Origin of the sequence: Prosthecobacter sp. (assembly GCF_044378005.1) — a bacterium.
GTDB lineage: Bacteria > Verrucomicrobiota > Verrucomicrobiia > Verrucomicrobiales > Verrucomicrobiaceae > Prosthecobacter.
The window spans coordinates 1-21,822 of record NZ_JBILYB010000055.1 but is presented as its reverse complement, the minus strand read 5'-3'; the positions used below and the strand labels follow the sequence as shown (position 1 = coordinate 21,822).

Below are 21,822 nucleotides of genomic sequence, written 5' to 3'. Positions count from 1 at the left end.
AAGAGCGATCAGGAGGCGGTGTGGCCTCGCGCGGAGGAGGGGGGCAAACCATGACGGAGGAGTGTGAGCACGGCGGCTAGAAACACCCAGTTTCGTGCTGTGGCAAGGACCAAAGCATGCACGGGCAGCAGCACGCTTCTCTGCCACGTCTCCGGGCCGGTGAGAGTCAGCAAGGTGGCGCTGGCGTAGCGGACGAGAGCCAGCAGGAAAAGGCCGGTGAGCAGGACGCCGAGTAGGGAAAAAAAGGCGCGCCGCCAGACGAGCAGGGTGGCCATGCCCTGACGGGAAAGGGGGCCAGGCACACGCGCGATGGCGGCGGGTAGGGCGAGGAAGACGACCATGACCTCCAGCAGCATCCAGCGGGTGAGACCCCCCGTGCTGCCCTGCATCAGGAGGATCAGCAGATCCAGCACGGCCAGTCCCGCGACACCGCGCCAGCGGGCAAAGGTGTGCTCCAGCGCGAGGCCGAGGTCTCTTTGATCATCGGGATGCTCGGGCTCGATCCAGGCGATGATGAGGCGGAGTAGGACGATCTGGCTAAAGGCCATGGCCACAGCCTGAAAGAGCAGGCGCTGGCCGAGGCGGAGAGCCTCCGCCCACTCGGGCAAAGCGCGGGCGAGGTGGGTGATCTCCAGGGCGAGCCAGCCCCAGGAGAGGAGAGTGCCGGCCAGCAGCAGCCAGCGCTCGATGGGGCGTTGCCTCCGCGGCCCGTAGCGGTAGGGGAAGCGCATCACGCGCCAGGTCAGCAGCGCCAGTGCGGCGGGGAGGAGCAGCGCGAGGGGCCAGCTCGGCAGCAGCGAGTGCTGGAGGGTCATGCTTTCAAACAAAGTCTGGGTGGCCAGCGGCCCGGCGATGTCCTGCCACGACGTCAGGTCCACGGGATCGAGCTGGCCGAAGAGCAGGCGGGTGCCCGTGAACTGCGCTAATAAGAGAAGCACGGCATGGAGCACCGTGAACCAGGGCAGACCAGTGACGAAGTCCCAGCCTTCGGAGAACTCCCGCCGCAGCGGATGCCAGCGCAGGTGCAGCCAGAGAGTCCCCATGGCCACGGCGATGGCTGCGGCGGTGTGGAGCCAGAGGCTGGTTTCAGAAGGAGGCATCGGTCACTCCTAGAAAGCAGAACTCAAAAGATAAGCAGCCAGCATCAACATCACCGTTTCCGCTGACTCACTGCGCCGCCTTTGGCTTAAACTCGTCCGCCATCTTCTTCGCGGATGCCATCTGTTCGGGAGTCAGGCCCTTCTCCAACTGGGCGCGGTAGGTGGCCGCGTCTTCCATGCCCTGGCTTGCCGCGAGATGGTACCATTTCACGGCCTCGACGGCATCCTTGCCCACGCCTTCACCTTGCTCATAGCAGACACCCAGGTTGAGCTGTGCTCCGGCAAAGTTTTGCTCTGCGGCCTGTCGGTACCACTTCACGGCCTCCGCCGCATTCTTGTCCACACCCGCCCCAGAGGCGTAGCAGAGGCCGAGGTTATACTGAGCGTCGGCATTGCCCTGGTCAGCCGCCTTGAGGTACCATTTGGCCGCCTCGCCTGCATCCTGGGTCACGCCCTTGCCCTCATCGTAGCAGAGTCCCAGAAGGTTCTGTGCCTGGGCCAGGTTTTGTTCTGCAGCTTTGCGGTACCATTTCACGGCCTCGACGGCATCCTTGCCCACGCCTTCCCCTTTGGCGTAGGCCGCCCCCAGTTTGAGCTGGGCCTTGGCATCACCTTTTTCAGCCCCGGTCTGGGTTTCGGCGAGCGTCTCCGGTGCTGCTGCTGGCGATGGCGGCGCAGCTTCCGGCTTGCATGAAACGGCCACCATCAGGCTCAGGAAAAGTAAAGGGGTGCAAAGGCGCTTGATCATGAACCCACCCTTGCATCGCAAACCCCCTTGGCAAGGAGCGCATGCGTTTGACCTGCTCGTCGCAACGACGCTTCACACCACCGCATTTCCAGCCCTTGGGAATACACCCACATTTTTGATCGCCTAGCCTATGCCTGTCATGTCGCACTGACCGTGGGATGGCGGTGAGTGTTTTGGTGGAGAGCATTGCGCTTCGAGCGGGAGCACCATTGCCGGAAGGCATTCAGCGAGCGCTCTAATCGCATGACGAAGCGCAGAATCCCAGATCTGTTCTCAGCTTCCTTCATTTCCAAAAGCATCCCCACCAGCATCGGCATCAAAGTCTCCTGTGGCACCGCCTCGGATGACGGCTCAGTCGGTTCTGGGAAAAGCGAGGTGCTGTTCAGACCACTGGGATAATCCCGCCTCACTTGATCGTTCGATTCCACGTAACTGGACAAAAATTGTCGTCGGGCCTCGGTGGTGAGGTAGGCGTAGCTCTGCAACACAGGCTTGGGGCTCACCTTTTGCAACAGCTTGCGCAGTTGCTTGCGGCGGTCTTTGTCCAGAATTGGGTTGCACCGCCGCGCCAGTTCCACGGCCTCCATGGAGTAGCCCTGGTTGTGCGCCTTCTGCAGCGGCTGCTGCAAGACCTCTGACCGCACCCCGACGATCCCGCAGAAATCCGTGATCAGGCTCTCAGGGCCTGAGAAGAAAGCTGGGTGGTATCTCCTGACGACCATGTTTTCACGGCCAAACTCCTGCGCATAACTCGCCACCAGCAGTTGCCAGTTCATGCATCCCGGATGGATGGTTTTGAAGAACTCCTCGAACGAGAGCGAGCTGCCTTCGTGAATCTTCTGGGTGTAGAGCGACTCGATAAAATCATCCTGTCGGCGTAGAAAGACGATGATCGTGACATCAAACTCATGAGTGATCGAGTGAAGGCGCGACGCGACAACCGGCGCATCTGCATAGCCCGTCAAAGGTTCACCGCTCAATCCTTCCGAACTCAGCAGGAAGCGGCAAGATTGGCGGTCATGTTTGGCTGCCTGCTCGCGCAATTCCGAGGCGAACTTCTCCACCGTCCGCTGATCCCATGCCTGCTCGGCGGTAAAGTGACAGCCTTCTAAGCGGACCACGCCCTCCCTTAAAGGCCCCTGCTCACCCGCTCTAAAAGCCCGCTGGATCGCCGTGGAGCCCGTTTTGTGGGTGCCGATGTGAATAAAAAGACGTGGTTTCATGATCAGTTCCGCAGATTAGCCACTCGTAGTAATGAACGGGAAACAAAAACGCCATACATGAATGGCACGCAGTCAGTTTGGTTCTGACCCTTTGCACGCCCTGCCCTTTGCCCATTGAAAGCGCCTCACTCTGGACGTGCTGAAGCCGGGAATTGGGAGTTGGAATCTGCGGAGGGGCGTGATAGAAGACGGGCATGGCTGTTTCCATCTCTGTTGACTATACCGGCGGTCTCCGCTGCCAGGCCACGCATGGCCCTTCGAAGAATCAATTCATCACCGATGCGCCGGTGGATAATCACGGGAAGGGCGAGTCCTTTTCCCCGACGGATCTGGTGGCGACGGCGCTGGCGGCCTGCATGGCGACGGTGATCGGCATCAAGGCGAACCAGAAGGGCTACGATCTGCCGGGCATGAAGGTGAGCGTGGAGAAGCACATGAGCGAGGACTCACCGCGCCGCATCGTGCGTCTGCCGATCACGATCGAGATCCCGCTGCCAGAGGATCATCCCGACCGCAAGGTGCTGGAGGCCACGGCGCTCGGCTGCCCGGTGCATCACAGTGTGCATCCTGAGATCGACAAGCCGGTGACGTTTGTCTGGGTAGGCTGATCGCCCGACTCAATAGCGTGGCACAGCGGCGTCCACTTCATCGCTCCAGGCGGTGATGCCGCCGGTGACGTTGACGGCGTTGGTGAACCCGAGTTCTTCCAGCGCTGCGACGGCTTTGGCACTGCGCCCGCCGAGCTTGCAGTGGACATAGAGTGGGAGATCGCGCGGGAGTTCGCCTGCGCGAGCGGTGACCTGGGCCAGGGGGATGAGGACGGAGCCTTCGATGTGGGCGGTGGCGTATTCGTCAGGCTCGCGGACATCGAGGAGGAAGTGCGGGGTGCCGCTCTGGCGGAGGGCGTGGAGTTCGGTGACGGAGATGGTTTTCACTTTGGGGGTGGGTTTGATGCCGCAGAAGCCCTCGTAGTCGATGGGGGCGGTGATGGTGGGTTGGTCCCCGCAGACGGGGCACTCGGGATCACGGCGGAGGGTGAAGGTGCGGAACCTCATGCCGAGGGTGTCCACATGGAGGAGCTTGCCGAGCAGGGGTTCGCCGATGCCGGTGATGAGCTTGATGGCCTCCAGCGCCTGCATGGTGCCGATGAGGCCGGGCAGCACGCCGAGCACGCCACCTTCGGCACAGCTCGGTACGAGTCCGGGGGCGGGTGGCTGCGGGGACATGCAGCGGTAGCATGGCGCACCGAGATGCGGGGCGAAGACACCGACCTGCCCCTCGAAGCGGAGGATGCTGCCATAGACGTTCGGCTTTTTGAGCCAGACGGCGACGTCGTTGGAGAGATAGCGCGTGGGGAAGTTGTCGGTGCCGTCGATGATGACATCGTAGTCGGCGGCGAGCTGCATGGCATTGGCGGCGGTGAAGCGCTCGGGGTGCAGATGCAGGGTGAGGTGGGGATTGATGTCGAGCAGGCGATCCCGCGCGGCTTCCAGCTTCGGCCTGCCGAGATCGCTTTGCCCAAAGAGGAGCTGGCGCTGGAGATTCGAGACCTCCACGACATCCGCATCGACCAGCCCAAGCGTGCCCACGCCCGCCGCAGCGAGATACATGGTGATCGGCGAGCCAAGCCCTCCAGCGCCGATGCACAAGACGCGCGCGGCTTTCAGCTTCCGCTGCGCCTCGATGCCAAACTCAGGGATGGCGAGATGGCGGGCGTAGCGTTGGAGTTCGGCGGGGGTGAGGTCGGACATGGCAAGAATGACGAATTTCCTAATGACGAATGACGAACCTGAAGATGAACGACTTCTGTTTTTGTCATTCGTCATTCGAGCTTCGTCATTCTGCTACACGCCCATCACTTCCTTCAAATACCGGATACTCTCGCGGGCGATGTGCTGCGCGCCGGGGCGGTAATCGAAGACTTCGACGGAGAGGTAGTCGGTGTAGTTTACCTCACGCAGGGCGGCGATGATGGGCTCGAACTTTACCTCGCCCATGCCGGGGCCGAGGAGGTTGGGGTCGTTGGCGTGGAAGTGGACGAACCAGTCTTTGCTGTCGCGGATGATGTCGGGGATGGACTTGGATTCATCGCTCATCGCCTTCACATCGAGGTGCAGTTTGCAGCTCGGGTGATCGACCATCTGGCAGAGGCGGATGGTCTCTTCGGCGGTGTTGAGGAAGTTCGTCTCCTTCTTCCCCAGCGGCTCCATGGCGATGACGACGCCGTATTTGCCGCACTCTTCAGCGACCTCGCGGACGCTGTCGGCGGCGCGCTTGAAGGCGTCTTCATACTGCCACTCGGGGAGGGTGTTGCGGGCTTTTGGGCTGCCCCAGACCATGATGCGCCCGCCCGTCATGGCGCAGAAGCGGGCGAGGTGGCGGCCGAATTTGGCGGTCTCTTTGCGCTGAAGCGCATCTGGCGTGGTGATGTGGAACCAGGTGGGCTTTGTCAGCAGCCAGTGGAGGCCGAGGATCTCCAGACCGAAGGAGGAAGCGATGTGGCTCAGGCGGAGGGCGTCTGCCTCATTCAGCTCACGTGGGTCCTCTTTTAAAGTGAAGGGGGCCAACTCCAAGGCCTGATAGCCAGCGGCGGCCACGTCTTCACAGACTTTTTCAAAGGACCAGTCGGCGGGGTAAGTCTCGTTGCAGATCGCGAATCTCATAGGGCGCGGAGGCTGGCGAGCGCGAGGAGCAGCGTCAACTCTGCTTTTGATCGAGCCGGGCAAAGAGCTGGTCGATGGCCTTCTGAATGCGCTCGGCGGAGCGCAGCTTTCCGAGCCATTCAGCAGGGATGCCCTCCATGCCGTGGAGCGCGCCGAGCCAGGCTCCGACCATGGATGCACGGCCAGCGCTGTCGCCGCCAGCACGAATCGTGGCGAGGATGGCTGTGGGGAAGTCGCCGTGGTGCAGAAGCGTGGCGTGCAGGGCGGAGGGGAAGCCCTGGGCGAGCGGGCAGCTTTGCCCAAAGCGGCCCGTGGCGGTGGTGACATCGAGATTCCGCAGCATGTGGGCAAACTCGAAGTAGTCGGAGCCATCGCAACTGACCTCCGCCGACTTCCGGGTGGCCTCGAAAGCGATGGGGAAGGGGATGCCAGAGAGCAGGGCGTCCAGCAGCACCGCGTGGGCTGCGGCACAGCCGATGGCGGTGGAATGGTTTTGAGTCACCAGAGTCAGCCGACGAACGGCGTCCAACCGCTCGACCGAGGGACGTGCGTGATAGGCTACGACGACGGCTGCGAGCCGACTCACGGTGCCGAGTTGGTCGTCATCACTGCCATTCTGAAAGTTCTCCGAGTCAGCCGCCAGACGCTGCATGGCCTCGCGTGTCGCGTGGTCGATGTAGCTTTTGCAGAGGGGATTGCTGAAAAAGCTGGTGAGCCGGATGGCGAAGTCTCTCTCACGAAATTCGCCCCGACAGGCAGCCAAAGACTCAAGCAGCATCAGGGCGGCATCCCCATAGTGGGTCTGATCCCCCGAAACCTTGCCCTCGTGGTAGTGACCCTTTTTGGGTGTCTCGAAACCGTGGATCCCTTTAGGGAACTTGGCGGCCATTTCATCCAGGTCGTAAATCCAGTGCGTGCCCAGGGCGGCTGCATCGCCGACGAACTGACCCCAGATGGCGGCGGTGAGTCTTGAGGCGGTAGTGATCATGGTAGAGCGATTCGGAAATACGTTACACTTCCTTCATGTCTATGTCTCAACGGATTATGATCAGCAAAATCAATCTGACGATAAAGAACCCGAATTTTGCCCTGGGTTGGTGGTTGTTAGCTGCCGATTGCCGTGGTTGATAAAGGAGCGCGCCACGCTGCGCTTAGCTTTCCCCCAACCCCTGATAACCCTCATGTCCCCCATCATCCCCCAAGAAGGCTGGATCGTTCAGCACCTGTTTTATAATCTCGACCACGGCTTCTGGGCCGCGCTGACGCCAGAAGAGAAGGAGGAGCGAATCGCCAACCTGAACAGCACGGTGCAGAGCATCCGCAGCCATCCGAAGACCCAGCTCCTGACCTTCAGCATGGTCAGCCCGAAGTCGGATGTGGCCTTCATGCTCCTGACACCTGATCTCCAGGACGCGAACCGCTTTGAAAAGCAGCTCAATCTCGCGCTTGGTGCCGATGTGCTGAACGCGACCTACAGCTACCTCTCGATGACTGAGTGGACCGAATACAGCGAGAAGGAAGAAGAAGCCTCCGAGCGCATCGCCCGCACCGAGAACCTCGAAGCCGGTTCCGAAGCCCACACCACCCGTATGGCCGAGTGGAAGGGGCACATGGACAAGTACTTCAGCGACCGCCTCTACCCGAACATGCCGGACTGGCAGGTCATGTGCTTTTACCCCATGAGCAAGCGCCGCAACGTGGGTGCCAACTGGTATGCCAACGACTTCGCCAAACGCCGCGAACTCATGCAGGGCCACGCCCGAACTGGTCGCAAGTATTCTGGCAAAGTGCGCCAGCTCATCACCGGTTCCACCGGTCTCGACAGCCACGAGTGGGGCGTGACCCTCTTCGCCCACGACATCTTCCAGATAAAGAGCATCGTCTATGAGATGCGCTGGGATGAAGTGACCACCCAGTATGGCGAGTTCGGCGACTTCTACATCGGCCTCCAGATGAGCATCGACGAACTCCTCCAGCGCGTACAGTTGACTTGATCAGATCGGCCAAACTGAATACTCTCCCGCCATGAGCGCGACCCTCACCTCCACTCCCGTCATCGACGCCCTGATGGCCGCCATCTCCTGCCTCAGCCGCGAGGAGAAGGAGGTGCTGGTGGAGCGGGTGCGGGGCGGGATGCATTCGGAGGAAGAGTTTCCTCAGTGGCAGATGGACATCGTCGAAGATCGCCTGAGTCGTCTAGATGCAGGCTTGGATAAGGCCATCCCCATCGAAGAAGCTTTCAATGAACTCGACCACAAATGGGCAAGAAAGTTGTGATCCTGCCCGGTGCTTTGTCAGACATCGACGAGGCTGCTGAATTTTATGAAGCACAGGAGCCAGGCCTGGGCTCGGAAGTGTATGAGTTTCTCAAGCAGCAATCTTTCACTCTTGGTGAGATCGCAGGTCTTCATCGCTTTCATGGAGGAGTTTACCAATGGGTGATTCCTGGACGCTTTCCTTATTATACGATGTTCTATCGCCTGAATGATGATGTCGTGACGGTGGCCGCTATCATTGATGGTCGCCGAGCCCCTGAATTTAACCGCAGCCTTTTAGGACAACGCCTTTAGCGCTTTCCACATGACCAATTCCTCACTCACCATCGCTGACCGCACCTTTCAGTCCCGGCTCATGCTCGGCACCGGCAAGTTTGCCTCCGGCGAACTCATGCGCGAGGCCATCATCGCCTCCGGCACGGAGATCGTCACCGTGGCGCTGCGTCGTGCCGACCTCACGGGCAAGGGCGATCCCTTCGCCAACATCCTCGACTTCATCCCGAAAAGCGTCCTGCTGCTGCCCAACACCAGCGGCGCGATGAATGCCGAGGAGGCCGTGCGACTCGCGCGTCTAGCCGTCGCCGCTGGTTTGCCGAACTGGGTGAAGCTGGAGATCCACCCTGATCCTCGCTACCTCCTGCCGGACCCCATCGAGACATTGAAAGCCGCTGAGATCCTCGTGAAAGAGGGCTTCATCGTGCTGCCCTACATCAACGCTGATCCCGTGCTGGCGCGGCGTCTCCAAGATGTCGGCACCGCCACCGTCATGCCGCTTGGCTCGCCCATCGGCTCACATCAGGGCATCACCACGAGGAAGCAGATCGAGATCATCATCACCCAGGCCACCGTGCCTGTCGTCGTCGATGCCGGCATCGGCGTGCCGAGCCATGCTGCCGAGGCCCTCGAAATGGGAGCCGACGCCGTCCTCGTGAACACCGCCATCGCCATCGCCAGTGATCCCCCGCGCATGGGCATCGCCTTCAAGATGGCCGTCGAAGCAGGCCGTGCCGCCTACGAGATGGGCATCGCCGATTCCTCCGAAGAAGCCATCGCCACAAGCCCGCTGACGACTTTCCTTTATCAATCCTAGAGGGTCGTCATTCCGTTTGCCGCCGCGCCTCGTCTCCGCCAGAATCCGCCATCATGCGAATCGCCATCTTCGGAGGCAGTTTTAATCCGCCCGGACTCCATCACCGTGCCATCGCGGATGTGCTGGCGCGTGAATTTGATGAGGTCCGCGTGATCCCCTGCGGACCGCGACCCGACAAAGCCATCACCGGCATCATCCCGGCGATCTATCGCGCCGCGCTCGCCGATCTCGCGTTTGGCGGGATGCCCAAGGTGATCGTGGACCTCTTCGATCTCGAGCAGGCCACCTTCACGCGGAACTGGGAGCTTCAGGAGCGATTCGCGCCCATGGGCGAGGTCTGGCACGTCGTTGGCACCGATCTCATCGCGGGCGGCTCGCGTGGGGCATCGCCCATCCAGACGAGTTGGGCTAAAGGAGCCGAGCTTTGGCAAAATGCGCGCTTTGCCGTGCTCCAGCGTCCGGGGCACGATATCGACGCCAATGATCTCCCGCCGCATTCGAAGCTCATCCCGCTCGATGTCCCTGGCTCCAGCACGGAGATTCGTGATCGACTCGGACGCGGTGATGACATCGACGACCTCGTCGCTCCACGCGTGCGGGATTACATCGAACGTTACGGACTTTATCGTGCGCCGATCCCCGGCACGCTCGCGCATGCCAGCCTGCATGACGCTCCCTTTCTTCTCCAAGCCGACACGGCCAATCCCAAAGCTCGTGCCTGGGCGGAAGACATCGGCCAGGGCGTGAGCGAGGATGAAGCACGTTTCATCGCCGTGCTCGGTGGTGATGGCGCGATGCTCCGCAGCATCCGCGAGCACTGGCGCACTCGGCTGCCGTTCTTCGGCATCAATGCAGGCCATCTCGGCTTCCTCATGAATGCGCCCGAGCAGGTCTTCGGCTGTCCTTTCCCACCGAGCGATGTCATCCTGCGCCAGCTTCCGATGCTCTATCTGGAGTTTGAGAGTGCTGATGGCAAAGTTCAGACAGCCTATGGATTCAACGATGCGTGGCTGGAGCGCAGTACAAGCCAAAGCGCATGGCTGGAAGTCAGCGTGAATGGCGTGCAGCGCATCCCGAAGCTTGTGAGTGATGGAGCTCTCGTCGCCACTGCGGCTGGTTCTACCGCTTATGCCCGCAGCATGGGCGCGAGTCCTTTGCTGGCGGATACTCCGGCGTGGCTGCTCGTCGGTTCGAACGTCATGGAGCCCGCCCACTGGCGCAGCGCGCTGATGAGCACGGACAGCACCGTCGAGATCCGCAACCTCTCTCCTGAGCACCGCCCCGTGGAGGCCTTCGTCGATGGACACAGCATGGGCGAAGTCGTCGCCTTCCGCGCCCGCATCAGTCGAGCTGCCGCTGCGGAGCTCGCCTTTTGCGCCAGCCATGACATGGCGGACAAGATCGCCGCGATTCAGTTTCAGACGGCGAGCTAGTCTTTTCTGAGCACGCCATCGCTGAGAATCTTTGCGCGCAGGCCGCCATAGCCTTTCAGCGCTTCTTCCGCGCCCTCGGCAAAGGCTTGATTCATCCAATGGCAAGGCGCGCTTTCCTGCGTGCCAAGGAAGCGAATACCCTGGATTTCAAACTCCTGACCGATGAGTGTATTCAGGTCCACGCCCTTGGTAATGAGATTCCGGCGAAAGGCCGAAGGAGGCACGCCGACAAGCTGAAATTGCTCGCACATCCGCTCATACACTTCGTGAGCAAAGAAGGTCACCTGGCCTTTGTAGTCCTCTTTGTAGCCAAAAAAACGATCTCCAATGAGCCCCTTGCCGGCCACGCACTCCACCGAGTCAGTTTCGATCATCGGAGCCTCACCCGCAGGCAGGCCGTGGTGTCCGTAGAAGTTGTGTTCCGGTGAGATGTAGAGGTGCAGCAGCTTCATGGAAGTAGGTTGGGGTCACTCACCGACGTTACGCCGCACGGTCTGTCCAGGACTCATGAGGTCGGCACGATCCAGTCCGGTGAGCTTTTGAATGCGACCAAGCACCCAGAACATCAGTAGCATCAAAGCCGCCATCATGGGCACGCCGATGACGAGAAAGCCCACCCAGTTCTGCCGTCCGATGGCTTTGATGTATTCTTCTGTGCCAGGCGTTTTGCCTTTGAGGAAAAGGAGGATCATCCAGGCATTCGCGATGGCGGAGAGAAACATCGTGCCAGCCAGAGCCCAGGAGGCACGCTTTAGCAGGGCTTGAAATGCGGACTGTTTTTCACCCAAGTCGAGCGCGGCATTCAGAACCGGATGATTGATCACCTGAGGGTTGAGCAGCAGTTCATTCACCAGCGGCTTTTTCCAATAAAAGCTCAGCGGAAAAGCCAGCCCGAGGAAGACGGGAAAAGCCGCCTCCTTTGCCGCAAACCAGCCTGCGCTGAGATTCAGCAGCCCGAGCCCGCCCGTAACGATCACCGCCACGAAACCGAGGATGGAGAAGAAGTTCAGCCCACGCTTCTTCACGAAGCAATACACGCCAAAGCCAATCGGCATGATGAGCGCCACGACCAAGGCCCAAGCTGGGCCGAGTCGCTCCGGCTTGCTCATCGATTCCAGCACGATGGATGGCAGGATTACTGTGAGGAGAAGGTCGGCGAGTGGATGGGGTTGTTCGTTGGCAGGCTTGGACATGGGCGACCCATTGATCCGCAGGGGCAATCACCACGCAAGTGGGGGATGGATGATTCGGCATATCCCTATTGATGGAACCTATTTCTTCCGGCACCGTCCAAGATCTTTCTTGGGGTGTCCCCGAGCCGATCATTTTCGTATGTCGCTTACTTTGAGGTCTCTGTTGTTGTGTCTTTTGGCCGTCTCCGCCCGGGGCCATGACGTCTGGCAGCTTTATGATCCAGCTCCGTCCGTCTGGGAGGAGGCCAGCATCGTGGATGCCTGTCTCGGGCAGGAAAGCGTGCTGCTGCTTTCGAAAGGTGCACAGCCGAGGCTCTTCTGGAGCCGCTTTTGGGACGGAGATGCACCAGCCGGTGCAGATCCTTATCATGGTGAATGGCTGCGCCCGATCCAGCCTGCCTCGGTGGCCATGGGCGCCGGGCGCATCGTGGTGGTGGGGCGTGAGGGGAAGATACTCTCCCGGGCGATCGCCAATCAGCCAGCCCATTACATGGACGTGCGCCCTTGGGACTACCAATCCTCCGGCACTGCGTGTGATCTGAAGCGTGTGCGTTTCATCAACGGGCGGTTCGTCGCCATCGGTGAGCGTTTTGCCGACGGGCAAAATGCAGCAGGAGACCGCAATGACATCCTCACCAGCCTGGATGGCATCACCTGGACGCGTCACCGTTTCTCAGCAGCCGCGCTGGGCGGCCAGACGGAGGACATGCTGGACATCCTTTACCAGTCTGGAGGCACGCCGGGCACGGGCTCGTGGCTGGTGGGCATCAACCGCGCGGGACGCTTCCTGCGCTTCTCAGAAAATTTCAGCTCGGTCACACGGGTGAATGTCGCGGGACTCGGCATCGGGCAGCAGGTGTGTTTTGGCTCAGGCGTGTATGTGATTGCCAGTGAGACGGGCCTCTTCCGCAGTGTGGATGGCATGACCTTTTCGCCGGTGCTGGCGGAGTCCTCCTACAAACTGGCGCATGACGGCACGCGCTTTGTGGCCTTCATGCATTACTATGGCCCTGGCAGCATCTGGCACAGCACGGACGGGCTGGGTTGGACAGAAGCCAGCAGCGTGCCATCCCTGGAAGCCTTGACGACATGGTTGATCGGTTGCCAAGGACTGTGGCTCGCCGGCAGTGCGCAGCGCGGTTTGTCTTCGAAGCCCTCTGGCCTGCCACAGATCACCGCGCAGCCAGCTCCCTTCACGCTGTTGCACCAAGGTGGGTCCGTGACCTTGAGCGTGACTGTGGCTGAAGCGCCCAACACCAGCTTTGCGTGGTATCGTGGGTCGGAAGGGTTTTGGGAACAGGTCAAGGAAGGTAGTGCCATTTCCGGGACGGACACTGCGTCACTGACGCTTTCCTCAGTGACGCTCAGCGAGGCGGATGACTATCTGGTGAAAGTTTACAATCCCGCAGGCCTGGTGAACAGCGCGGTAGCGCGAGTGGCTGTGAGGGTGCTGGGACAGGGTGCGGCCCTGACCCTGAACGATAATACGCCTCCCAGCGTGGGCACAGGTTCGCCCGTGACGTCGCCCAACGGTGTATTTCGAGTCGAAGGCCGCTGGCGCTATGAGCAGCATGGAGAAGAGGTCACGTCCGTGCTTCTGGAAGATTCGGAAGGGTCCGTGGTGTGGTCCGTGGCGAACGACGGGACCTGTGCCGGCCTGAAGACCTTTTCTGATGACCACGAGAAGGCCGCCGTCTGGGGCACTGCGGGAACGATGCGCTTTGTCGAAGACATCATGCGTGATGATTATGCTCTGCAGATTGGCGCCCGGCGCTTGCGCGGGGCGGGGATCAGCGCCGATGGCCTGACTTTGCATGGCGTGGGGTGGGATTACGAAAGCTACGACTTTGTCTTCCAGTGGTCCCTGTCCCTGGAAGCACCGCTGACGGAAGCCGCGCCGACACCGCGGCTGGTTTTGGAGTCCAGCGCCGCCGAGGTCGATCCCTCGCCCATCGTTCGAAACGATGAACTGCAGGAAGGCACACCCGCTTACGGGATGCCGGTCATGAGCTACGAGGACGAGACGCGCAGCATCACCTTCACGCTGCGCAATGAAGGCCGGAAGGATTTGAATGTCTCATCCATCATGCTGGTGGGACCGCAGCGGGACTTCTTTTCGCTGAATGCCCCGGCCCAGCCATTCGTTCTGGGCCCGGCACAAACTCAGGTGGTGCAGGTGGTTTACGGCGCGGCCACGTCAGCCAGGGGAGCGCACGCAGCAGTGTTTCGCATCGCTTGTGATGATCCCGTCAAGCCTGTGCACGCCGCTCAGGTGCAGGGCTCGCGTGGGAACGATGCCGCGGAGGACAGGCCTTATTCACTGTCCGTCAAGGAGGGCACCAGGAGGCTGAGCGCGGAAGCGGGGGTGGATTTCGGGGTGACGAACCCAGGCGTCAACCTGAGCCGCACCTTGTCCATCCAGAACATCGCCAGCGCTCTCTACCATGGGGAAGATCTAGTGTATTCGAATGTCGAGTTCAGCATTGTCGGAGCCCAGGCAGGATCTTTCTCCCTGGAGCCCGCAAGCATTGGCAAACTGCTGTTTAACCAAAAGGTTTCCCGGGTGATCCGCTTTCAACCTGTGACCACGGGAGTGCACTTCGCCTGGTTGAAGATTGAGTTCGAGGTCGGGCCGCAGTGGATCCCGCTGAGCGGACTCGTCCAGGCCGGAGGGCCTCCGGTCATTGTCGGGCTGCTGCCTTCCCAGATCATCAATGGGAACAAACTCACAAGTTATGAACCTCTGAGCTGGGCACGCTCATTCGGGGTGCATGTGGTTTCCGGCAGCCTGCCGATGAAATATCAGTGGTGGAAAAACGGTGTGCGCATTGCTGGAGCCACGGGGACGAGCCTCGCCTTCAGTAAAATGAAGCCGTCCGATGCGGGCAGTTACAGTTTCAGCGCGACGAATGCGCAGGGGCAGACAACTCACACGCCGGTGTCTCACATCGCGGTCTTTGCTCCAGAGCCTTTTGGGTTCATCGTGGAGGGCAAGCCGTTCGAATGGAACATCCCGCACGGCAAGCCGCCGGGCGGCACGCTGGGTTTTCTCTGGAGCAACTCTGGGAACCAGCCCTGGCCGGCCAGTTATTCAGGTATGACGACCTCCAGACTGCGTACAGAAAAGGCCGTCTTTCCTCTGCCTGATGACAACATCATCTGTGATCTTACCTTCATCACACCCAACGGCCAGACTCTGAAGCGTCGGTATCTCCTGGATGATTCTCTTTATGCTACGCCTTCACGCTGGCCTGGCCGCATCAGACTGCCCGTCGCTTTAGTGGGAAGTCCTGTCACGGCGGATCTGCCGCGCTTTGATCCCATCACCGCGCCCGAGTTCGAGCCGCATGAGCATCAGGTCACCTTCAGCGCCACGGGTCTGCCACCCGGCATTGTGCTGAATGGCAAGACGGGCCGCCTGACCGGCACACCCACGGCAGCGAGAGTCGTGAAGGGCATCGTGGAGCCCTATGAGGTGAAGATCACGGCCAGGTGCACGTTTCCTGCCGCCACGGAGACACAGACGGTGCAGTGGATGATCCGCCCGCTGCCGATGGAGATGACGGGCAGCTTTGAAGGCGTGACCAATGATTGCCTGGTCCTCCTGGATATCCTGCCAACGGGCAAGTTCAGTGGCAGTGTGAACGTCGGCGGAAAAAAATTCCCCTTCAATGGCAAACTGGCTCCCGCTCTAAACGCAGAAGGGGATTTGACCATCGCCCCGGTCACTCTGTCACCTCCTGGAACGAAGCTGCCGGAAGGCTTCCCCCCGCTGGGACTGACTTATTCGGTGCCTGGAATCATGCCGGTGTCGTTCTGGAATGCAGCCTTCAGCGGCCTGCCGCCGGAGCAGGGAAACCGAGGGAAGCTCTTCCGCTGTCTTGTTTCTTCACGCCTGCCTTACACGGGGCCTCGGGGTCCATTGAATGTCGGCTTGCTGAAGCCGGAGCCGCAGTGGCCGTATTATTACATGGGGTCTGGTTTTGCTACATTGCGGATTTCCACGGCCGGTGCGGGCACCTGGGCGGGAACTTTGACGGACGGCCAGACCTTTACCTCCAGCCAGCGTGTGGTCAGCATGCCTGCCTACGATGCCGGCAGTGATTCCTGGTCGCCAGCTTTGGGGGTGGCCCTTTACTCTTACCAGGCTGCCAGGCGTCTGCTGGCACCGGCGGCGTTGCTGAAGCCGGACGGTAAGATCGAGGGCTCGGATGGATTGTTCACGAGTGACACGGCGCGCAGTAGTATCGCCGGTCCTTTCCGGTTGCTGGGCGCTCCCTACGTGGCTCCGGCCAAGGGGATGATGTGGCCGGGCTTCGCGAACTCCGCGGCCAATGCCAGACTGAGCTTGAGTGTCGCTGAAGCAGACCTCTTGGACCGTAACTTCATCTTCGATCTGTCTCCCACGGGGGCGGTGAAGCTGCCGGTGTTTGGGGCCACAGAGCCGAAGTTTAGCATCACGGTCACACCTGCCTCCGGTCGCGTGTCAGGCACGGTGACCGTGAGCACTCCTGATCTGGACAGCCCGCCCGGGCAGAACCGCCGACTCACCAGCAGCGGGCCTTTTTCCGGCCTGTTCATTCCACATCCTGACATCAACAAAGTGATGGGGCATGTGAATCTCCCTGAGTATCCGATCTCCGAGGCTCCGGCGAACAAAACCCCGATCCGTTCCGGGCCGATGGAACTCAAGCCGGCGCTTACCCCTTGAGCTGCTGGGGCCTCCACCATCAGGCGAATGGTTTCCGCGCCAGCGTCGGGAGCCACGCTGGCTGGCGAGCGATTCCACGAGCATCACAGCCCCAGCTCGCCGATGACCTCGCGCGGGATGTCGGCCATTCGCAGGCTGCCTTTGCGTTTGGGGGTGGGGGCGACGGGATTCGTTTTCATTGGCTGGCAAGGCGACGAGCCAACGCATCGTTTCCAGTGCCCATGTTTCGCGCCCTTTTCTTTCTTTCCTCCCTGGCCCTGCTGCAGGCTGCTTATGCTGCCCAGCCGAATGTCATCTTCCTGCTCGCGGATGATCTCGGGCGGCAGGATCTCGGCTGTTATGGCAGCACCTTTTACGAGACGCCGAATCTCGACCGCCTCGCCAAAGAGGGCGCTCTTTTCACCAATGGTTACGCTGCCTGCCCTGTATGCTCTCCGACACGTGCGGCGGTGCAGACGGGACGTTGGCCGCAACGCACGGGCGTGACGGATTACATCGGTGCGGCAAAGACTCCCGCTGAGTGGAAGCGTAACACGGTGCTGCTGCCCGCGCCATATCAGGATCGACTCGCACACGAAGAAGTGACGATGGGTGAGATGATGAAGAGCGCGGGCTATGCGACCTTCTTTGCGGGCAAATGGCACCTCGGCCCCGAAGGTCACTGGCCCGAGAATCAAGGCTACGACATCAACATGGGTGGCGTGGATCGCGGTGGTCCGTATGGGCCGGGTAAATACTTCACGCCTTATGCCAATCCACGCCTGCCCGACGGCCCACCCGGCGAGCATCTGCCGGATCGTCTCGCCACGGAGACCTGCAAGTTCATCGAGGCGAACAAAGCCAAGCCCTTCTTTGCCTGCTACGCCTTTTACGATGTCCACACGCCGCTGAATGCGCGCGCCGATCTCACCGCGAAGTATGAAGCAAAGAAGAAGAGGCTCGGACTGGAGGCTAAGTGGGGCCGTGAGGAGTTCCGTGACGTGCGTCTCGTGCAGGAACATGCCGTTTATGCTGCGATGGTCGAGGCCATGGACCTCGCCGTGGGCAAAATTTTGGCGAAGCTCGACGAACTCGATCTCGCGAAGAACACGCTGATCATCTTCACCTCCGACAACGGCGGTCTTAGCACCAGTGAAGGCTCACCCACCAGCAATCTCCCCCTCCGTGGCGGCAAAGGCTGGCTCTACGAAGGTGGCATCCGTGAGCCTCTGCTCATCCGCTGGCCCGCTGCACTCAAAGCTGGGCAGACTATCGATACCCCGGTGTGCAGCCCCGACTACTTCGCTACTCTCATGGACGTTGCTGGAGGTGAAACGACCTCGAAGATTGATGGTGCAAGTCTGCGTCCATTGCTCGAAGGCAAAGGCGATCTCCCTGAGCGTGCGCTCGCCTGGCATTACCCCCACTATGGCAATCAAGGCGGAGCTCCCGGAGCCGCAATTCGTCGAGGTGACTGGAAGCTGATCCACTGGTTTGAAGATGACCGTAAGGAACTCTACAACCTTCGTGATGATTTGAGTGAAACCAAGAACCTCGCCGACAACGAACCTGAGCGGGTGAAAGCCATGTCCGCCGAGCTTCGAGCCTGGCAAAAAGACGTGGGAGCCCTCATGCCGACAAAGAATCCAGCCTTTGACCAAGGCAAACCCAATGGGCGCTCTGCGGCGAATCCTGCCAAGGGCACGAAGAAGAGGTAATCTCTCCCTTTTTGGGGTGATCACTTAAAGCCGGTCCTTGATCGTGATGACGATGGGTCGGTGATCGCTGGCTTTTTCGAAATCACGCTCATGGTGAATACGGCACTGTCGCAAATCAATAAAGGGTCTCAGAGCACGGCTGCAAAAGGCGTAATCCAATCTCGAATAGGAGTCCGCAGCATCCCAGAAGTGGGTCCAGACCTGGCCGTTTTTATCTCTCACAGTCAGATCTGTCATGAAGCCGTCCGAGACGCGGCTTCCGATAATTTCTGAGATGGGCGACTCATTGCGATGCTCGTTGAAGTCACCGTAGCAAAGAATGCGCGCCTGGGTGTTTCTCAAGATAGTGTTATCGATATGGTTGCGCAAAAGATGGGCTTCGTTCCTTCGCATCAAAGATTCATCGGCTTCGGGTACTTCACGCATGGACTTGAGATGCGCACCGATAAACTTCACCTGCAACTGCGGATGAAATTCGACCGTGGCATCGAGAATGCCGCGCTGAAATGGGAAGGTTCGATCTCCAATTTTGTAATTGAGCTGGGTCTGTGAATTTCTGGCAATGATGGGAAACCGTGACAGGAGGGCCAAGCTTCGCGTTGGGTCACCACCGTGGGCACGCTCAATGTGAGGAAGATCAACACCTGCGGATTTGAGGCGGGACTGAAGATCGGCGACGTCCTCATCAGTTCCAACCTCGCAGACGCCGAGGACATCGGGGTGGATGTCCTTCAGGATGGCGATTACGCGCCTTTTTTCATCTTCGGGTTTTGTTGTCGCAGGGATGGTTGTCCCATCTTCGAAGCGATCCATTTTGAGCCAATTTTTGAGGTTGTAGCCACAAAAGGTGAATCTTTCAGCCTTGGCTGTCTGGGCGTTGGCTTGTGCTGCGAACACAAAAAAGGCGAGCCCAATGGCTCGCCTGAGAAGTCCCGTGAGATTCATCCAGGGAAGAGAGTGAAGATCAGATGTCCTGGGAGGAGCCCACGGGTTGGCGCTTTTCGACGGTTTGAGGGATGGTCGGGCGTTCTACTTCGTCTTGGGCGGAGTGAAGTTCGCGCTCGAATTCATCCTTGGCTTTCCGAAACTCACCCATGCTCTTGCCCAGGCTGCGGGCAAAGGTGGGCAATTTTTTAGCACCAAAAAGAATGAGCACCAAAATGGCGATGATGACCAGTTCAGGTGTGCCGAGCGGGCCGATACCGGCGAGAATTTGTGGGTAGTTCATGGCTTGGGGGGGGGATTGGTAGGTTCATCAGTGAAACGTTGCAAGCAGGGCTTTCTATAGAATGAACCTCATAAAAGTAGAGTTCGGCAAGAGGGTGACTGCATTTTGTAGCCATGGAGAGCGCGTGGCTGCGGATTGATTGATGTGAACAATTCCTTTTCGGTAGATGACTTTGGTTTTGACATCCTGAGGCGGATTCGACATCCTCACGACGCTTTTATGAAAAAATACCTCGCCCTTGCGGTCCTCCCCATACTCGCCTCTTGCACGTCCAAGCCTGCCTCGACCAAGCTGGCGGAATTCCCTGAGCGCCCATCTCTCGATGCCAGCCGCGATGGCGAAATGTATCTTAACCGTGGCCTTTCCTATCCAATGGGTGCTGTGGATCAGAGTGCCACATCATCGATCGATATCACCGAAGATTCGGCTGATCTCGTCACCGGAGTGGGCACCCGTCAGGTTCGTGACGGTTCCAACATCGTTGTCCGCTCCACACGTCGTGGAGCCAGAGTCGTCCGCAAGGAAGGGACACGAATCGCTGAAACTGTTTATGATGCTGGTGATCAGGTCGCTGAACTTGGGCATGATGAACTCATCGATAATTCCGGCTTCGTCATGAATGGCTATGAGCGTGTAACGCACACTGGTGGAACTTTGGTCTGCGGAGCTATGACAACCTACAGCAATGTCTGGGACAGTGCCACACGGGGGCTCTTCGGTGGCCTGCTCCGCTGCACAGTCCGTGACACGAAGCCTTACATGGTTGGCAGCTTGAATGACAGCATCCGTGACAACACAATGCCTGGTGCTAGCTGGCGCAAATCTATGCCTGATCTGTCCGGCTACACGCCACAGCCAGTGACCTCAGGCAAGGGTGTTTACACCAGTTCCAAGTAAACTGGTTCCACCCCATTAGTCCCACTTTGGGCGGCTCATCTGAGCCGCCCTTTTTTTGGGGTGCTGGCAGGGCGTTCATGCTCTAATTCCGGTTATCGAATGTTGTTCGGAAGTTTCAAGAACTCGATGGCAGCAGTGGCTGCGTGGAACACCCGTGCATCCAAGAGAAGGAACGGATTTGAACAAGGCATAGCCGAAACTCGAGCAGACGTGAACACCAGTAATGGATGAGGAGGCTGTGGATGGCTGGGGAATCGCCATGCGCTGAAGCGAGAAAGTCCTACCCTTGTAAGATCTGCCGATGCCTTCTTTGTCTTCATGAGCAAGAACAAACGAAGGTGCCATCACGGCCTGAAGACAGGCCTTCGCCTCACCTCTGGATACGGGCCTCATATCCGGTAATTGCAGAAAGGAGGCGAGGTTGCCCCCGCCTCCTTTCCGTTAGTAGTGAAGCTTAGCGGCTCCGAAATCGATTACGCCTTCCAGCCGTCGCGATAAGCGGGGCGGGTGACGAACTTGTTCGGGGCTTCGGCGTTGGTGACCTTCATGCCTTGCTTGTCCCACTGCACGCTCTGCTGAGCGCGGACAGCGAGGTTGCCGAGGAGCACGAATTCGGTCAGCGGGCAGCTGTAGTCGAAGTTCGAGCTTGGCAGGCCGCCGTTGACGACGTGGTGAGCCCACTCGCCCTGCGGGTTGTTTGGCATCACGGAGCGGGTTTCGGTCTTCTTGATCTTGCCGGCCTTCGTGTCGATGCGCACCTGGGTGTAGCGCTCTTCATTGTAGATGACCGGGCTGCCACAGTAGGCTTCGCCTTCGAATACGGTGCCTTCGGTGCCGATGAACATCATGCCGCTGCTGGCCTTCTCGAAGGCCTTCTTGGCGAGTTCGCTCGTCATGTGCGGGGAGATCTCGGGCTTGTTCGGCTTGCCGTCCTTGGAACCATCATTCCAGCTCACGGTCATGGCTGGGTGCTTGCCGGCAGGCATGTGATACACGAGGTCACTCCAGGTCGGGGCACAGGTGTCGGAAATCGGGCTGGAGACAGCATCGATCTTCTCAGGGATGAGCTGACCGAGGATGGAGAAGGAAGCGTCCATGATGTGGCAGCCCATGTCACCAAGAGCGCCAGAGCCGAACTGCCACCAACCACGCCAGGAGAAGGGATGCACGCTGTTGCCACGCTTGCCGCTGGCACCTTCAGGGATCTCGAATTGGAAGTAAGGCTCGCTGGCTTCGCTGGAGAGCCAGAGATCCCAGTTGAGTTCTGGGGGACACTCGGCGGCTTTTTTCACGAGAGGGCCCTGGGGCCAGATCGGGCGGTTCGTCCAGAGGCGGATTTCCTTCAGTGTGCCGATGGCACCCTGTTCGATCCATTCCTTGGCGAGGCGCTGGCCTTCCATGGTGCGTCCCTGATTGCCCATCTGGGTGGTGACGCCGGCTGCTTTCGCGGTGCTATGGAGGTCGCGCACTTCACCGATGTAATTGCAAAGAGGCTTCTGCACGCAGACATGTTTCTTGTGCTTCAGCGCATGCATGGCGGCCACATAATGGGTGTGGTCGGGA

General features: G+C 59.7%; 20 protein-coding genes. 9 read left to right on the top strand and 11 right to left on the bottom strand.

Annotated elements, in window-relative coordinates:
- Window positions 1-8 precede the first annotated feature (8 nt).
- The 3 genes from AC6FTP_RS12550 to AC6FTP_RS12540 all read right to left on the bottom strand — a co-directional run bounded on the left by AC6FTP_RS12550 (window position 9) and on the right by AC6FTP_RS12540 (window position 3,071).
- Window positions 9-1,100, bottom strand: coding sequence for a hypothetical protein (locus AC6FTP_RS12550; protein ID WP_497207264.1), 1,092 nt, complete (start codon window positions 1,098-1,100; stop codon window positions 9-11).
- Between the two features lie 67 nt (window positions 1,101-1,167).
- Window positions 1,168-1,848: a tetratricopeptide repeat protein gene (locus AC6FTP_RS12545; RefSeq protein ID WP_497207263.1), complete on the bottom strand. Its 681-nt coding sequence runs from the start codon at window positions 1,846-1,848 to the stop codon at window positions 1,168-1,170.
- Window positions 1,849-1,985: 137 nt separating this feature from the next.
- Entirely contained in the window at window positions 1,986-3,071 is a 1,086-nt protein-coding gene (locus AC6FTP_RS12540) for a hypothetical protein (protein WP_497207262.1), read from the bottom strand.
- A 194-nt stretch (window positions 3,072-3,265) separates the two neighbouring features.
- Between AC6FTP_RS12540 and AC6FTP_RS12535 the strand changes: the two genes are divergently transcribed.
- Entirely contained in the window at window positions 3,266-3,679 is a 414-nt protein-coding gene (locus tag AC6FTP_RS12535) for an OsmC family protein (protein ID WP_497202368.1), read from the top strand.
- A gap of 9 nt (window positions 3,680-3,688) precedes the next feature.
- On the opposite strand, the gene moeB is transcribed toward AC6FTP_RS12535, so the two are convergent.
- The 3 genes from moeB to AC6FTP_RS12520 all read right to left on the bottom strand — a co-directional run bounded on the left by moeB (window position 3,689) and on the right by AC6FTP_RS12520 (window position 6,722).
- Window positions 3,689-4,822 (bottom strand): molybdopterin-synthase adenylyltransferase MoeB, encoded by a 1,134-nt coding sequence (gene moeB, locus AC6FTP_RS12530; protein ID WP_497207261.1) that lies wholly within the window; start codon window positions 4,820-4,822, stop codon window positions 3,689-3,691.
- 93 nt (window positions 4,823-4,915) lie between these two features.
- Window positions 4,916-5,734, bottom strand: a complete 819-nt coding sequence (locus tag AC6FTP_RS12525; protein WP_497207260.1) for a sugar phosphate isomerase/epimerase family protein — start codon at window positions 5,732-5,734, stop codon at window positions 4,916-4,918.
- Between the two features lie 34 nt (window positions 5,735-5,768).
- Window positions 5,769-6,722, bottom strand: coding sequence for an ADP-ribosylglycohydrolase family protein (locus AC6FTP_RS12520; RefSeq protein ID WP_497207259.1), 954 nt, complete (start codon window positions 6,720-6,722; stop codon window positions 5,769-5,771).
- Between the two features lie 193 nt (window positions 6,723-6,915).
- On the opposite strand from AC6FTP_RS12520, the gene hemQ reads away from it, so the two are divergent.
- The 5 genes from hemQ to AC6FTP_RS12495 are packed head-to-tail and all read left to right on the top strand — an operon-like array spanning window position 6,916 to window position 10,533.
- Window positions 6,916-7,728, top strand: coding sequence for a hydrogen peroxide-dependent heme synthase (gene hemQ / locus AC6FTP_RS12515; protein WP_497207258.1), 813 nt, complete (start codon window positions 6,916-6,918; stop codon window positions 7,726-7,728).
- A 31-nt stretch (window positions 7,729-7,759) separates the two neighbouring features.
- A complete protein-coding gene (locus tag AC6FTP_RS12510; protein WP_497207257.1) occupies window positions 7,760-8,011 on the top strand; it encodes an addiction module protein in 252 nt (83 codons plus the stop codon).
- A complete protein-coding gene (locus tag AC6FTP_RS12505; RefSeq protein ID WP_497207256.1) occupies window positions 7,993-8,304 on the top strand; it encodes a type II toxin-antitoxin system RelE/ParE family toxin in 312 nt (103 codons plus the stop codon). Before AC6FTP_RS12510 ends, AC6FTP_RS12505 begins: the two co-directional genes overlap by 19 nt.
- Before the next feature lie 10 nt (window positions 8,305-8,314).
- Window positions 8,315-9,100, top strand: a complete 786-nt coding sequence (locus AC6FTP_RS12500) for a thiazole synthase (RefSeq protein ID WP_497207255.1) — start codon at window positions 8,315-8,317, stop codon at window positions 9,098-9,100.
- 53 nt (window positions 9,101-9,153) lie between these two features.
- Window positions 9,154-10,533, top strand: a complete 1,380-nt coding sequence (locus tag AC6FTP_RS12495; RefSeq protein WP_497207254.1) for an NAD(+)/NADH kinase — start codon at window positions 9,154-9,156, stop codon at window positions 10,531-10,533.
- On the opposite strand, the gene AC6FTP_RS12490 is transcribed toward AC6FTP_RS12495, so the two are convergent.
- Window positions 10,530-10,985: an MOSC domain-containing protein gene (locus AC6FTP_RS12490; protein ID WP_497207253.1), complete on the bottom strand. Its 456-nt coding sequence runs from the start codon at window positions 10,983-10,985 to the stop codon at window positions 10,530-10,532. The two genes, AC6FTP_RS12495 and AC6FTP_RS12490, sit on opposite strands and share 4 nt — an antisense overlap.
- 15 nt (window positions 10,986-11,000) lie before the next feature.
- The gene (locus AC6FTP_RS12485) at window positions 11,001-11,726 is read right to left on the bottom strand and encodes a VC0807 family protein (protein WP_497207252.1); all 726 of its coding nucleotides are present in this window, start codon (window positions 11,724-11,726) and stop codon (window positions 11,001-11,003) included.
- A gap of 175 nt (window positions 11,727-11,901) precedes the next feature.
- On the opposite strand from AC6FTP_RS12485, the gene AC6FTP_RS12480 reads away from it, so the two are divergent.
- Together AC6FTP_RS12480 and AC6FTP_RS12475 are read left to right on the top strand one after the other, a co-directional pair.
- Window positions 11,902-16,437 (top strand): putative Ig domain-containing protein, encoded by a 4,536-nt coding sequence (locus tag AC6FTP_RS12480; RefSeq protein WP_497207251.1) that lies wholly within the window; start codon window positions 11,902-11,904, stop codon window positions 16,435-16,437.
- Between the two features lie 221 nt (window positions 16,438-16,658).
- The gene (locus AC6FTP_RS12475) at window positions 16,659-18,134 is read left to right on the top strand and encodes a sulfatase (RefSeq protein ID WP_497207250.1); all 1,476 of its coding nucleotides are present in this window, start codon (window positions 16,659-16,661) and stop codon (window positions 18,132-18,134) included.
- 24 nt (window positions 18,135-18,158) lie between these two features.
- Here AC6FTP_RS12475 and AC6FTP_RS12470 read toward each other — a convergent pair whose 3' ends face one another.
- The gene (locus AC6FTP_RS12470; RefSeq protein ID WP_497207249.1) at window positions 18,159-19,079 is read right to left on the bottom strand and encodes an endonuclease/exonuclease/phosphatase family protein; all 921 of its coding nucleotides are present in this window, start codon (window positions 19,077-19,079) and stop codon (window positions 18,159-18,161) included.
- A gap of 19 nt (window positions 19,080-19,098) precedes the next feature.
- A complete protein-coding gene (locus tag AC6FTP_RS12465) occupies window positions 19,099-19,362 on the bottom strand; it encodes a Sec-independent protein translocase subunit TatA/TatB (protein ID WP_497207248.1) in 264 nt (87 codons plus the stop codon).
- Window positions 19,363-19,581: 219 nt separating this feature from the next.
- Here AC6FTP_RS12465 and AC6FTP_RS12460 point away from each other — a divergent pair, with 219 nt between their 5' ends.
- Window positions 19,582-20,259: a hypothetical protein gene (locus AC6FTP_RS12460; RefSeq protein ID WP_497207247.1), complete on the top strand. Its 678-nt coding sequence runs from the start codon at window positions 19,582-19,584 to the stop codon at window positions 20,257-20,259.
- A 473-nt stretch (window positions 20,260-20,732) separates the two neighbouring features.
- On the opposite strand, the gene AC6FTP_RS12455 is transcribed toward AC6FTP_RS12460, so the two are convergent.
- On the bottom strand, window positions 20,733-21,822 hold a 1,090-nt coding region (locus AC6FTP_RS12455), incomplete at its 5' end, for a Gfo/Idh/MocA family protein (protein WP_497207246.1).

What these genes read in the sequence shown, in the direction of transcription:
- AC6FTP_RS12470 (WP_497207249.1), bottom strand. Translation starts at nt 19,079, where the DNA reads ATGAATCTCACGGGACTTCTCAGGCGAGCCATTGGGCTCGCCTTTTTT.
- AC6FTP_RS12535 (WP_497202368.1), top strand. Translation starts at nt 3,266, where the DNA reads ATGGCTGTTTCCATCTCTGTTGACTATACCGGCGGTCTCCGCTGCCAG.
- AC6FTP_RS12520 (WP_497207259.1), bottom strand. Translation starts at nt 6,722, where the DNA reads ATGATCACTACCGCCTCAAGACTCACCGCCGCCATCTGGGGTCAGTTC.
- AC6FTP_RS12540 (WP_497207262.1), bottom strand. Translation starts at nt 3,071, where the DNA reads ATGAAACCACGTCTTTTTATTCACATCGGCACCCACAAAACGGGCTCC.
- AC6FTP_RS12490 (WP_497207253.1), bottom strand. Translation starts at nt 10,985, where the DNA reads ATGAAGCTGCTGCACCTCTACATCTCACCGGAACACAACTTCTACGGA.
- AC6FTP_RS12495 (WP_497207254.1), top strand. Translation starts at nt 9,154, where the DNA reads ATGCGAATCGCCATCTTCGGAGGCAGTTTTAATCCGCCCGGACTCCAT.
- AC6FTP_RS12465 (WP_497207248.1), bottom strand. Translation starts at nt 19,362, where the DNA reads ATGAACTACCCACAAATTCTCGCCGGTATCGGCCCGCTCGGCACACCT.
- AC6FTP_RS12550 (WP_497207264.1), bottom strand. Translation starts at nt 1,100, where the DNA reads ATGCCTCCTTCTGAAACCAGCCTCTGGCTCCACACCGCCGCAGCCATC.
- AC6FTP_RS12460 (WP_497207247.1), top strand. Translation starts at nt 19,582, where the DNA reads ATGAAAAAATACCTCGCCCTTGCGGTCCTCCCCATACTCGCCTCTTGC.
- hemQ (WP_497207258.1), top strand. Translation starts at nt 6,916, where the DNA reads ATGTCCCCCATCATCCCCCAAGAAGGCTGGATCGTTCAGCACCTGTTT.
- AC6FTP_RS12485 (WP_497207252.1), bottom strand. Translation starts at nt 11,726, where the DNA reads ATGTCCAAGCCTGCCAACGAACAACCCCATCCACTCGCCGACCTTCTC.
- AC6FTP_RS12475 (WP_497207250.1), top strand. Translation starts at nt 16,659, where the DNA reads ATGTTTCGCGCCCTTTTCTTTCTTTCCTCCCTGGCCCTGCTGCAGGCT.
- AC6FTP_RS12510 (WP_497207257.1), top strand. Translation starts at nt 7,760, where the DNA reads ATGAGCGCGACCCTCACCTCCACTCCCGTCATCGACGCCCTGATGGCC.
- AC6FTP_RS12500 (WP_497207255.1), top strand. Translation starts at nt 8,315, where the DNA reads ATGACCAATTCCTCACTCACCATCGCTGACCGCACCTTTCAGTCCCGG.
- AC6FTP_RS12545 (WP_497207263.1), bottom strand. Translation starts at nt 1,848, where the DNA reads ATGATCAAGCGCCTTTGCACCCCTTTACTTTTCCTGAGCCTGATGGTG.
- AC6FTP_RS12505 (WP_497207256.1), top strand. Translation starts at nt 7,993, where the DNA reads ATGGGCAAGAAAGTTGTGATCCTGCCCGGTGCTTTGTCAGACATCGAC.
- moeB (WP_497207261.1), bottom strand. Translation starts at nt 4,822, where the DNA reads ATGTCCGACCTCACCCCCGCCGAACTCCAACGCTACGCCCGCCATCTC.
- AC6FTP_RS12525 (WP_497207260.1), bottom strand. Translation starts at nt 5,734, where the DNA reads ATGAGATTCGCGATCTGCAACGAGACTTACCCCGCCGACTGGTCCTTT.